At 30.4% G+C, this 12,573-nt stretch carries 9 protein-coding genes and 1 tRNA gene; 7 read left to right on the top strand and 3 right to left on the bottom strand.

Annotated features, from left to right (window positions below; translation table 11 throughout):
• The first annotated feature begins 140 nt into the window (after positions 1–140).
• A complete protein-coding gene (locus OIU80_RS20395; RefSeq protein ID WP_264288812.1) occupies positions 141–1,364 on the top strand; it encodes a site-specific integrase in 1,224 nt (407 codons plus the stop codon).
• A 394-nt stretch (positions 1,365–1,758) separates the two neighbouring features.
• Here the strand turns inward: OIU80_RS20395 and OIU80_RS20390 are convergent, their stop codons facing one another.
• The gene (locus tag OIU80_RS20390) at positions 1,759–2,142 is read right to left on the bottom strand and encodes a DUF1016 N-terminal domain-containing protein (RefSeq protein ID WP_264288811.1); all 384 of its coding nucleotides are present in this window, start codon (positions 2,140–2,142) and stop codon (positions 1,759–1,761) included.
• Positions 2,143–3,107: 965 nt separating this feature from the next.
• Between OIU80_RS20390 and dcm the strand changes: the two genes are divergently transcribed.
• From dcm to OIU80_RS20365, 5 genes are all read left to right on the top strand, one after another.
• Complete coding sequence (gene dcm, locus OIU80_RS20385; protein WP_264288810.1) at positions 3,108–4,448, top strand: DNA (cytosine-5-)-methyltransferase; 1,341 nt, start codon at positions 3,108–3,110, stop codon at positions 4,446–4,448.
• A 2-nt stretch (positions 4,449–4,450) separates the two neighbouring features.
• Positions 4,451–5,350 carry a DpnII family type II restriction endonuclease gene (locus tag OIU80_RS20380; protein ID WP_264288809.1) on the top strand — a complete coding sequence of 300 codons (900 nt, stop codon included), beginning with the start codon at positions 4,451–4,453 and terminating at the stop codon, positions 5,348–5,350.
• Between the two features lies 1 nt (position 5,351).
• Complete coding sequence (locus tag OIU80_RS20375) at positions 5,352–6,653, top strand: hypothetical protein (protein WP_264288808.1); 1,302 nt, start codon at positions 5,352–5,354, stop codon at positions 6,651–6,653.
• Between the two features lie 77 nt (positions 6,654–6,730).
• The gene (locus OIU80_RS20370; RefSeq protein WP_264288807.1) at positions 6,731–8,602 is read left to right on the top strand and encodes a DEAD/DEAH box helicase; all 1,872 of its coding nucleotides are present in this window, start codon (positions 6,731–6,733) and stop codon (positions 8,600–8,602) included.
• Positions 8,574–9,521: a DUF3883 domain-containing protein gene (locus OIU80_RS20365; RefSeq protein WP_264288806.1), complete on the top strand. Its 948-nt coding sequence runs from the start codon at positions 8,574–8,576 to the stop codon at positions 9,519–9,521. Before OIU80_RS20370 ends, OIU80_RS20365 begins: the two co-directional genes overlap by 29 nt.
• Positions 9,522–10,138: 617 nt before the next feature.
• On the opposite strand, the gene OIU80_RS20360 is transcribed toward OIU80_RS20365, so the two are convergent.
• Positions 10,139–10,843 carry a hypothetical protein gene (locus tag OIU80_RS20360; RefSeq protein WP_264288805.1) on the bottom strand — a complete coding sequence of 235 codons (705 nt, stop codon included), beginning with the start codon at positions 10,841–10,843 and terminating at the stop codon, positions 10,139–10,141.
• On the bottom strand, positions 10,843–11,778 hold the full coding sequence (locus OIU80_RS20355) for a hypothetical protein (RefSeq protein ID WP_264288804.1): 936 nt from the start codon (positions 11,776–11,778) through the stop codon (positions 10,843–10,845). The genes OIU80_RS20360 and OIU80_RS20355 overlap by 1 nt, the downstream gene beginning before the upstream one ends.
• A gap of 591 nt (positions 11,779–12,369) precedes the next feature.
• Here OIU80_RS20355 and OIU80_RS20350 point away from each other — a divergent pair.
• Positions 12,370–12,457: transfer RNA gene (locus tag OIU80_RS20350), tRNA-Ser, on the top strand.
• The last annotated feature ends 116 nt before the right edge of the window (positions 12,458–12,573 follow it).

Genomic DNA, 12,573 nt, shown 5'->3' with positions numbered 1-12,573 from the left:
TAGTAACCCACTTTTTTTGAGATCTTTTTTCTCAAAATTGGACCACTAAAGCAAAAGAATTCCCTGGGAATTCCCTGCTGTCAATGGGCTCTCTTAAAATTTTTAATTCAATTTGATTATTAATTTTAAAACTAGATAACATGTTAAAAACAATTTTTCTGCTAAAATCTGGCAGAGTTAATCGAGACGGAGAAAGCTCCATTATTCTAAGACTTTCTTATAAAAACAAAATAATTACAATCGCCTCCGGAAAATTCATCTCGAAAGAAAGATGGATTCAGACAAATCACTTGAAAAATACATTGAAGGCGGAAAAAGAGAAGGTAATTAAAGGCTCTCTTGATCTTACGCAGCTTAATGCTGAAAAAAAGTTTACTGAACTCTTCAGGATTGACCCTGAAGTTGACTTGGAATTATTAAAAGCTGAACTCACAGGAAAAGTAAAAATCGACCAGCCTGAAGGCCCAACCATAATTGAGATTATGGACACTTACAACTTATTTTTTACCAAAAGAGTTAACTCAGGAGAACGCGCACCGGCTTCTCTGCAGAAGTATAAAAGAGCAAAAGAGCTACTTTTAAATTTCATCAGTAGCAACTATAAAAAGGAAGATATGCCGGCATCTGAACTATCAAGCTCATTTGTCTTTAAACTGGAGCAGTATCTTAAGTATGAGAGCAGTTTTAAAGAGCAGACAGGCATCAAAAACAATTCAGTAGTAAAATATATGAAAATGTATAAAACTGCCTGCAATTACGCCATTAAAATGGATTTAATCATAAAAAAACCATTCAACATTTATGACGGCAGGCTGAGTGTAAAAGATGCTGTTTTCCTAACCCAGCACGAGCTGAACACAATAGAGAATAAATTTTTTTCAACGCCTCGTCTAGAAAAGGTTAAGGACATATTTCTTTTCAGCTGCTACACAGGATATGCACCTATCGATGCCTTGGAATTGACAGAAAGAAACTTATCTGAAGATTCAAATGGAAACTTATGGATTATGACCAGTAGGGCAAAAACTGCTATCAGAGCCAATGTCCCGGTATTGGCTACAGTTGAAAAAATTATTGCCAAATATAAGAACCAGCAGAAAGGTCTTATCCCGAAAATTTCCAACCAGAAAATGAATGCCTACCTTAAGGAAATTGCTGACGTCTGTAACATAGACAAGCATCTTACCTGGTATGTTGCCAGACATACTTTTGCCACCACTGTCACTTTAGGGAATGGAGTAAGACTGGAAAATGTTTCGGCAATGATGGGACATACCAACACTAAACAAACCCAGCATTATGCAAAGGTTCTGGATGTGAACATAATGGAAGACATGGAAAAACTGAAATCTAAATTTAAGTGATATTTTTTAGAAAGGGGTTCTTGAATTTGAAACCTTTTTTAAAACTTTGATCAAATTTAAAACAAAAAATCAAAGGACTATTTGTTGGACATATAAAAGAACTGAAATAAACCCTACAAAACATTTCAAATTGTGTCTGCACTGCGGACACAATTGACATGGACAAAAAAATTATATTCCTTTTAGTTTTTTTTTTTACGAAACAAAGATTATCCAAATCTCCCAACACTGTTGAGAGATATCAGCTAGACAGAGATTTTCTGTTTGCAGGTGAAGAATATAAGTTTCAGCTCGGAAACAATGACCTATAATAAATCTATTCTTTCTAAACATTTCTAATTGCGTCCGCAGTGCGGACGCAATTAGAAAAATAAATAAAACTCCCAAATAAGAGTCATAATAATACTGGAATTGCTACAATTGGTATCTGTATGTTTGCTATTTCTGTACGTTCAAAAGTTTTTGCTGCTGTTTCCTTGCGTAAATCGCTTACACTCATTAACTGATCGTTTACTTGATTAGAATAAAATAGTTTAGCTTTTAAATTTTTGATAGCTATTATTGCTAAGAAGTGAGACCAGCATAATTGTCGTGACAATGTCACGACAATTTCTTTGTCTGTAAACTGTTCAGCCAACGGCATCATTCTCCGAAGGTTTTTTTCTTCGAAGTTTCTTCCGTATTTACTTTCCAATTGTACCGACAATGCCGACACAATTTGTTTTTTTGTATTCCGCTCGTTTGTCTTGAAGTATAGTATCGTTAATTCTAAAACCAATCTCCCAAAAAAGCAATATTAAAGAACGATTACTTTAAACAATAACTTGCTGTTGAGTTTGCTCAACGAGTAGGGATTATTCGTTGAGTAAATCAGCTTCAATAAATACTATATTATTTTCCTTATCCGCCATCGTATCATCATTGACAATAAATAGCGCAGGGTGTTTTTTTTACAAAAACAAAAACACTAAAACTAAATTAGCTCAGATATAAATATATTTTCAAATTTATTTACGTGTACCACCATCATTTTAAAATATAAACAGATTATGTCTGAACTGTAGACACAATTAATATATTAAAAATCAAAAAAACTATTTCTTTTGATTTTAAATTCTACTCTTTTAACCTGTGACAATAGTTTTTTTTTTTCAATAATAAATTAAAGTCATTTTTAATTTCGTAGCAGAATCGTGGCAAAGCAATATTTTGAAGAGAAAAAGTTAAGTATTTGATAAGGGTTGGAGAATTTGGGTTCGAGTATATTAAACACTTATTGGTTATTGTTCTAGTAATGCAAAAAATTGATTTATTTTTACAGTACAATGAAAAATTAAATAACATCTCTAGTTAAACGAATTTGTTTATAATTTATTCAATATATTGCAAATAAACTAGTTGTTTTTTATATTTTTGAATAACTGTTTATATCATTTAATACACCCATAAATGAACGATTTATTACCTACAAAAGATCATTTATTATTAAATTATATCAATAAGGTAAATCCTTAGGGAGATACACAAAAAGATCTACAATCAAGAACAACTTGCAAAAATAGCGCAACTGAATATAATAACTATTACCAAAATCAAAAATGGAAAACTGAATTACAGTGTCGATTACTCAATAATTTTTTTTTGCCTTTTGGGCTTTAAAATTGCAATTAAAGAAGAATTTCTATTAAATTTTTAAATAAACCTTTTAAAATAATTACTTGGTTTAAATTCATTATAAAATAAATGCCAAAATATAAATTTATTGATTTGTTTGCTGGTCTTGGTGGAATTAGACTAGGATTTGAACAGGCAGCAAAAGAATTAGGTTACCAAACTGAATGTGTATTTACGTCAGAAATTAAAGAAAGTGCTATACAGGCGCTAAACAAAAACTTTTCAAATGAAACCATTGCACCAAGAGATATAACAAAAATTAAAGAAAGTGATATCCCTAAGTTTAATATATTACTTGGAGGCTTTCCATGTCAAGCATTTAGCTATGCAGGCAAGCAAAGGGGATTCACTGAAACCAGAGGTACTCTTTTTTTCGAAATCGAACGTATTTTAGAATATCATTTTAAAAATATTGATGGTTTTATACTTGAAAATGTAGAAGGTTTAATAGTTCATGACAAAAAAGATCGATCTGATAAAATTGGACGAACGTTAACCGTAATACTCAATATTCTTAGGGAAAAACTTGGTTTTAATGTAGAATTTGCAATGCTAGATGCATCAGATTTTGGGGTTGCACAAATTCGAAAGAGAGTTTTTATTGTTGGTTGTAAGAAAAAATACGGTGAAATAAATTTAGATTTTTCTCCACAACCTAAATCAATCGTAAGAGACTATTTAGAGTTTGGACAACCTTGTCTCAATAATAAATTTACACAAAAGCTATTATATCATTATGCCCCTGAGGACTTAAATGGCAAATTTCTAAAAGACAAAAGAGGAGGGAATTTGAATATCCATAGTTGGGATTTTGAATATAAAGGAACTGTTTCATCTGAACAAAAAGAATTATTAAATCTACTTTTTAAACAACGTAGACGTAAATCATGGGCTTCAGAAATTGGAATTGACTGGATGGATGGAATGCCTCTGACAAAAAAACAAATTGAATCATTTTTCCCAAATGAAAATCTTCAGGAATTATTAGATGATCTTATCAATAAAAACTACCTTGTTCTTGAACATCCTAAAAAGAAAGTTGTTACAGTAATTAATGAAACTTCTTATTCCGAAAGAATCCCGGATACTACACTACAAAAAGGTTATAATATAGTAACTGGAAAATTATCCTTCCCTATTAGCCACTTTTTGGACATTTACAATCAAGCGCCTACAATAGTAGCAATGGATATGAATGCAATTGGAGTTGTTGATGGTAACGGTATACGAAATCTCACACTTAAAGAAGGTTTAGGATTATTTGGATACCCTAGCGATTATTCCCTAGATGAATTTCAAAAAGATATTAAATCAATTAGATTAGGCTATGATTTATTAGGAAATTCAGTTTGTGTTCCCGTAGTTAAAGAAGTTGCAAAAAGATTATTATCTACAATCAATAAGAAATAGGTATGGAAAAATTAGTTCATAAAGAAGCGCTTAAAACCACAACAATGTTTCTGTGCGACAGTACAATAGAAGCCTATTTTGAAAATTACCTTACATCTGAAGTAAAACTTTTAAAAGAAAAACTTAGAGGTATTGGCACTTTGGCTGGTTTAAAATTATTTATCAAAAGCGATAAAGACTCAATAGATAAAATCATTACGCTTTTAGGAATCAGTAACGAGAAATTTAAAAGAGTCGTTTCTTGGATTAGACTAAATCAAGGATACACATTTGAATCCGAATGGTCAAATTCAAAACTTAGAACCGAGTTAATAAGTAATCCAAGTATGATGGAGGAATATTGCGAATTATTTTCCTCTGGTTATGTTAGCCCAAAATTCTCAGCTATTATACCCCAATTTATTCTTTATGATTTTAGAATTGATAATAATACAATTGAAAGATTGAATAATGATGATTACATCAGAAATTTAATAAAAGACAAAGTCACAACTAATTACAATAGTAAATACCGTGATTTATATCAGAAAAAACTTGATGAAAAAATATTAAAAATTGTATCGGGATTTGGCTTAGAATATAAAAAGATGGACATACCAGGCTTTTTAAATAAACAGTTAAATTTAATTTCTTTTGAAGGCAAACAAATCATTATAAATTCCAGTTTCTATTTAACAACTAGTTCAAAGCAAACTGAATATTACAAAGATACAATCAGGCCCATTGTTCAAGATGCAAAAGCAAATAAAAACACAAAAGTTGTAAATATTTTAGATGGAGCTGGATGGATTGCGAGAAATGCAGATTTTAAAAAAGTTTATCGCGACTGCGATTTTTTTCTTAATTTAAAAACGATTGACAGTTTAAAAATTATTATTCAAGAATTCTTTAATATTAACTAATATGACCGCACAAGAAAGAAAAATCAAGATTAAAGAAATTAAAAATGGAAAACCTGTAGCTACAGGTACAAAATTGAAATATCAAGGAGAAATCCGTGAATTTAATGTTTATAAAATACCGATAGAATTTCTTGCATATAATGTTGAAAATGGTCGAATTAGTAGTTTGGTAAAGTCATATAAAAGAGAATACGGATCATTAGACGTAAATAATGAAAAGGACTCCCAAAGAATTGCTAAATTCCTATTTGATTCAAACGAACCACGTAATAAAAAAACATTAAAAGATTTAGCTGAGAACGGACAATTAGAGCCAGGAATTATTACTATGGACGGTATAATTGTAGATGGTAACAGAAGAGCTTCACTTTTAAGAAGAATTGCGAAAGAGTCAGATTATGACCAAACTACAAAGGATAAATGTTGTTATTTTCTGGCAAGAATTCTTCCAGAAGATGCTGATGAAAAAGAAATACTCCGTTTAGAAACATCATTTCAAATGGGAGCTGATAGTAAGGTTGATTACAATCCTATAGAAAAATATTTACATACTCGTGATATGCATGTAAAAAAATTCACATTGGAGCAAATTGCAGAATATATGGGATTTGATTCCGCAAAAGATGTAAATCTAAACTTGGATATCATGGAACTTATCGATAATTATCTCGAAACATATGGATATGTTGGAATTTATACACGTTTACCAAGAGGATGTGAGGATGATTTTTTAAAATTAAATACAGCCATTAAGAAAGTACAAAGCGGAAAAATAAATTGGATTCAAACAGATAAATTGGATGAAGTTGAAACTGATTTGAGAAATATTAGTTTTGATTTTATCAGACTTGAAGAAAAAGGTGAATTTGACTTTAGAGCAATTGCTTCAACTTCTAACCATAATTTTCTTAATGACGAGGAAACTTGGAATACGTTCGCAGGCGCATATAATGATTTAATTATAGATTGTGAAGAAGAAGAAGAACTCGAAGATGTTTTAAAAAAAACTGGTAATGAAGCAGATATATATAGATTACTAAATCAACGTGATAAGAAATGGAAGGATGAAATGCGCGAGGGATTAATGTCTGCATTTAATGATAGTAAAAACATCATCGAAAATAAAAAATCTAAGGAAAAGCCAGAGGAATTAATCAAAAAAGCAATTAATGCACTTGCTGCAATCGATCTTAATAGTGTATCCCAAAGTAATAAAAAATCTGAATTACTCACAAAGATTAATATTTTAACGAAAATCACTGAAGACATTTCAAAAGTATTAAATCAAGAATTATGCAGTTAAAGATATCATCATGTAATAATTCAAAATATTTAGTAACTGGTTCAGTTCAGGAACTAATGCGGAATAGACGTTCAAAAATGCTTCTACGCACTAAATTAATTTATACTTCAGACTCAGATTCTCTTTCTATTGAATCAGATGAGCCAATTGAACGTGTCGCTGAACTTTTAGGACTCGCCGCTAAATATATTGGCGCAGAGGTGACTTATGATACTCAAATTAGCTCTGATATTCAACAATACTTAGAAAGGGAATCTCAATTCGAGGAATTTAGTGAAAAGGCACATAATATCAAAGCTAACAATTGCATAAAGGATGATTTCGAAGAATTCACAAGTGCATTAATTGATCATTTGCCAAAAAGAAGCCTCTATCCTCTTCAACTATTATCAGCTTATCATTTAGCATTTTCTCAAAGTGGTTGTAATTTTTCTGTTCCTGGAGCGGGAAAAACAAGTATTGTTTACGGTGCATATACCTATCTAAAGAATCTAAATTCAGATAATCCTAAAAAGGTTGATAAGATAATAATCATTGGCCCCCTAAGTTCATTCGCACCTTGGGAGCTCGAATTTCAAGAATGCTTTGGATACAAACCAGATAGTAAGCGAATTAACGGTGCACTTTCTTCTGAAAACAAGAAACAATATTTTTATGGAATTCCTGCTGAAATAACTCTTATTAGCTATGCTTCTGTTTTGTCTGTAAAAGATTCTTTAAAATATTTTTTAGCAAATTACAAAGTTATGGTTGTACTTGACGAGGCTCATAAAATTAAAAATACAAACGGCGGCATCATATCTTCAACAATTATGGAACTTGCTCCTTTGTGTTCCTCTAGAATAGTTCTTACTGGTACACCTGTTCCAAATGGTTATGAAGATTTATATAATCTTTTCAATTTTATTTGGCCCAAGAGAAACGTTACAAAATACAATATTGGCCAACTACGTGATATGAGTAGCTCTTTGAATGATAGTAGAATACAAAATTTGATGTCCAATATAGACCCTTTTTATATACGTATAAAAAAGCAGGATTTAAATATCCCCGAACCTATTGAACATCCACCGATCTTGATTCTAATGAAAGAATCACAACAACGTATATATGATTTTATTGAAAAACGTTTTGTTGATGAAGTCAATAAATCTCACTCTAATTTACATTCATCGTTAGTTAAAGCAAAATTGATAAGACTTCAGCAGGTAGCCTCTAATCCAGCCTTACTGCGTGATCCATTAATTAAATTTGAAGAAGAAAATGGCGAAGATTTTTCTACAATTGCGAGCGAGGATTCAAATATTATGAATGATGTTATGAGATACTACACTAACGAAATTCCATCAAAATTTGAAAAATGTGGAGAGTTAGTTAAACAAATAATCCAAGCAAATGGTAAAGTAATTATTTGGGCTATTTTTATCAAGACGATTGAACATCTTCAAAACTATCTTAGTTCTATAGGCATTGAAAGTCGCACATTATATGGCGCTACTCCTGTTGCAACAGATGGTATGAGCCCTGATGATGAAAATTATATTTTAACACGTGAAGCAATAATACATGAATTTCATAATACAAAGAGTAGTTTTAAGGTAATAATAGCAAATCCATTTGCTGTTGCAGAGTCGATTTCGCTACATAAAGTTTGTCATAATGCTATATATATAGAACGTTCTTTTAATTGTGCTCATTTCATCCAATCAAAAGATAGGATTCATAGATATGGATTACCAGAAGGAGTCAATACGAATTACTATTATTTACTTTCAAAAGATACTATTGAAGAGACCATCAATACCCGTTTACATGTAAAAGAAGAAAGGATGCTTGCACTAATCGAATCTGCTCCCATACCATTATTTGAAAATATCGGAGATGAAGGAGATGCAGATATTAAAGCAATAATTGTAGATTATGTTAAACGAAAAAATAGAAGCTTGTAGTGAAATTGCAGATTTAGAAGGTCTTTATTTTATTTGGAAGAATCTGATCGAGGGTGTATCTTCTGTTAATTCCCTTACAAATTTACGTCTGCATAATAAAGGAAAAATAAATTTAAATATAGATTATGCTTTGTTGCTTTTTGAACAACTAAATATAGTTTATTTGCAAAATAATAGTGTTCAATTATGTGATTTAGGAATAAAACATTTGAAATTTGACTTACTCAGTTATCGAAATTGGTTTTCCAAAACTCTTTTAAATTTTTTAATAGAAGAAAATATAATATCCCTTGACGAAATAAAGTACGACAGTCAAATAGACAAATATATATTACCTCGATATAATATAAAATACAAACATGCTTGCTACCGTAATCTATTATTATCACTTAGCATATTAGAAAAAAGTAACGATGGTAATTTTTATCTAGGTGATTTATTCGTAAACTATATTATTAGTGAAAATAAAGTAAAAAGGAAAATAAGTGAAGCTGAACTTTTAAGAAAGCTAGAGAAGCAAAAATTACTTGGGGAAACTGGAGAACTTTTTGTAGTCAATTATGAGTGTAAACGCCTTTCAATCAGAAAAGACCTAAATAAAATTAAACGAATATCCATCATGGATGTTAGTGCTGGTTACGACATAATTTCATTTAATGATACAAGTTCCGAATCATTAGATCGTTTTATTGAAGTAAAAACTTTTAAAGGTAAACCGCACTTTCATTGGTCTTCAAATGAAATCCAGACTGCTAAAATTAAATCGAAAAATTATCATCTATATTTAATTGATGCTAACAAGATGGCAGATCCATCATATACTCCTTTAATAATATGCGATCCTGTAACTTATTTTGCAAAAAATATCGATTGGATTTCAAGCCCAGAATCGTTTTTATTTGAAAAAATTGATATTTGATAATTCCATAAAAAGTTGTAATTACTGAATCTAAGAAGCTTAACACAAAAAGCAGTCTTAAAAAGACTGCTTTTGTACTTCATTATACTTCGATTTAACCTATATATTATTCAACAATAATTGACTCCGCAGTCCGATTAACAAAATCTATACTTACTTTTCTAATCTGTATGCTGCAAATTTAAAGGTAAAAATGCACCCTTGTAAGGTTGTCTTTGAATAGAAATTAAACATTTTTTTGAAGTGACTGGTTTGCTTTATAGGTATAAAACCCGGCATATAGTTTGATTTCTAATAATTAGAATGTATATTCACATTATCCGTTCAAAGGAATTTCATTGGTATCATTAAATGACTCCTTTTGTAATTTCCTTTTATTAAAAAACAATTTTATAACTCTCATTTTCATCTAGATGAACTTCATATTGTTCAACTATACTAAAATTATCTTTAACTTCTCTTAAAATCGCATAGAATCGATCAAGAAAAGCTTCACCATCTTTATTAATAATAAATTTTACTTCAAATTTTAGTTCTTTTCCTATTGATTTGTTTTTTTAAAATATTAAAGTCTATATTCACAATCAGACCTTCTTCAAATTAAAATTCTATAAAAATTAAGACGCAATATGCCTTCCTAATATTATATCTGTTACGATAGGATTCACTGGATCAATATTATTTTTTTTTATTGGCAGCTGTTCAAAAAAACCCGAACTAGTTAATTCAGACGGCATAATTCGTTTAAATGATCTTTCTGTAATCACTGCTAATCTAGCAGGATCAATTTCTCCTAAAAATGCTAGCTGAGCAGTAATGTTTTCTGTAAAGTTATGCTGCAAATCATCCAGCGTAGTATCATCCCATTCGTCTGTTGCTATGTAAACTTCATTATTATATAAAGCGCCACGAATAACATTTATACAAAAGCCGACACAAGTTGTGATATCAGGTACACCTTGTTCTGAATAATAAGTTCCATCTCCCGTATAAAATGAATCTGTAAATATCCAGCCATAAATAGGGTGAGCTTCTTCTTCTAAAATTTCACAGAATGCTTTTATATACTCTACTTTTGACGGTTCAAAAATTGTTAACTTTTTTATATACAAGTCTGCAGGAAGCTCTTCAAGTAGCTGCATTTCAACTTTCCTACCGGTATAGTGGAAAAAATAAAAATGCTCTTTTAAACAGATTACTAAACCAGAGTGATAACCTACCCCATCTCTTACCATAATTGCTATAGCAACGAAATCTTCGGAATTATCGCAATCAGTTAATAATGTTAAGTTTTCTTCAATATAATTTCTTTCTAAAGGCATTACAATACAGGTTTTTTAGTTTTACTCACAATCAATTCTTCTATTTGTCCAAGTAACTCTTGCAAATCAGGATGATTTTTAAATCTTTTTGAGATAATTAAAATGGCCATTAGTGTACTGACTTCCACTGTATCATTTAGAAAAATGCGTATAAATTTTCTAGCTTCCGCAAATTCATTATTTGAATAAAACTCTTTTAATTTATAATGTATCTTCTTAATTGCAGCAGTGCCTTCTAATCTCTTTAATTCATAAAAGAAACGTTTAAATTCATTATAAAAATCTCTTTTATTTGATTCGTAAATATCACAATATTGATAAATCATTTTGTTATTTGGCCCCATCTTCGACCACGCCGAAAATCTAAATTCTTTATATAAAAATTGATTTACTGTTTGCGCCTGTTTTTCAGTACATGATATTACATATTTTGTAAAATCAGAAATAATGTGAAAGTTTGGATTGTCACCACCGTTGCTTTGTAATTTTCCATAAAAAAATTCAATATTAAAACTGTTTTCAATATTGGTACGAACTCTTTTCTTACGAAACGAAGCATTAAATGCTTCTCTTAAAGAAGTTGGATTTCCGTTATCAAGATATCTAACCTTCACTTCAAAGCCCCGCTCATTTATCTGCTCCTTAATAACTTGTAAATTATCCACATAAAAATTATCACGATTAGGATCATTATCTACTACCTTCATGATCGATCTGTGAATAACTTGCATGGTTTCTTGCTCTCCTTCTAAAACTGCACAGGCACTTCCTTCAACAAGACCTATTTTAATATCTGGTTTTCCTTCATGAACAGCAATGTTTCGCAATGCACTTAATATTTCAATAAGAGCATTTGTAGTATTGACAGACAACCCGGATAGACTGACATCTTTTCCGTTATGTTCTTTGTCTATAATAATTTCTATTTTGTTCATCTAATGATAATTAAATACGTGACGAATTTAGACTATTTTTTTATTTTATTTTTACGGAAAACCATAATCTTTGTTTTTCTAAATATATTAAAACAAACAAGTTTTGAAATTTATACGCTATTTAAAAACATTTTTAGTTCTTAGTGCTATGCGAAAATATGATAAATTAGCAATTAGATTCATACGTATAAATACCTATTTTTAAGTATCACTCTAAAACTATTCATAATCAATGTTGCCTTCAGCCGTGCGAAAGATTATTTAATAATACTGTAACCTTTTAGTCAAATTCAAGAAATCCATATATAAACGCAATAAAAAAAATCCTTATAATTGTAAAGTTGAAAATTTTGAAAAAATAATTTTTAGCAAGGCAGGATTTATCTATAATAGCACATATATTACTGGACATGACACATTAAATGTCTTTAGGCAAATTGAAAAAAAATATTTTATTAAGGCAAATTCAGGTGCTATTGACATACAATTAAGAAAATTAAACAATCTTAATAAATAACCTCAAAAAAGTTTCCACAGTCAAAAAAACATTTTATCTTTGCACCCGCAATGAGAAAATAATTGCGTCTTACTGGAGGAATGGCAGAGCGGTCGAATGCGGCAGTCTTGAAAACTGTTGACTGTAACAGGTCCGGGGGTTCGAATCCCTCTTCCTCCGCCAGATAAAGTCCAAAAAGCGACTTTTAAAAACAAAAAGCCTTTAAACACTGGTGTCTAAAGGCTTTTTTATTTGGAATGGTATTGAACCCTGCTTGAAAAACAGCCCTCATTCCAGTT

The sequence above is a fragment of the Flavobacterium frigoritolerans genome (genome assembly GCF_025847275.1).
Classification (GTDB): Bacteria; Bacteroidota; Bacteroidia; order Flavobacteriales; family Flavobacteriaceae; genus Flavobacterium; species Flavobacterium frigoritolerans.
The sequence above is the reverse complement of the archived record's forward strand: the minus strand, read 5'-3'. Positions and strand labels throughout refer to the sequence as shown.

Bases quoted from the DNA above. Each gene is read 5' to 3' on its own strand.
- OIU80_RS20395 (WP_264288812.1), top strand. From the start codon at position 141: ATGTTAAAAACAATTTTTCTGCTAAAATCTGGCAGAGTTAATCGAGAC.
- dcm (WP_264288810.1), top strand. From the start codon at position 3,108: ATGCCAAAATATAAATTTATTGATTTGTTTGCTGGTCTTGGTGGAATT.
- OIU80_RS20380 (WP_264288809.1), top strand. From the start codon at position 4,451: ATGGAAAAATTAGTTCATAAAGAAGCGCTTAAAACCACAACAATGTTT.
- OIU80_RS20375 (WP_264288808.1), top strand. From the start codon at position 5,352: ATGACCGCACAAGAAAGAAAAATCAAGATTAAAGAAATTAAAAATGGA.
- OIU80_RS20370 (WP_264288807.1), top strand. From the start codon at position 6,731: ATGCTTCTACGCACTAAATTAATTTATACTTCAGACTCAGATTCTCTT.
- OIU80_RS20365 (WP_264288806.1), top strand. From the start codon at position 8,574: ATGTTAAACGAAAAAATAGAAGCTTGTAGTGAAATTGCAGATTTAGAA.
- OIU80_RS20360 (WP_264288805.1), bottom strand. From the start codon at position 10,843: ATGCCTTTAGAAAGAAATTATATTGAAGAAAACTTAACATTATTAACT.
- OIU80_RS20355 (WP_264288804.1), bottom strand. From the start codon at position 11,778: ATGAACAAAATAGAAATTATTATAGACAAAGAACATAACGGAAAAGAT.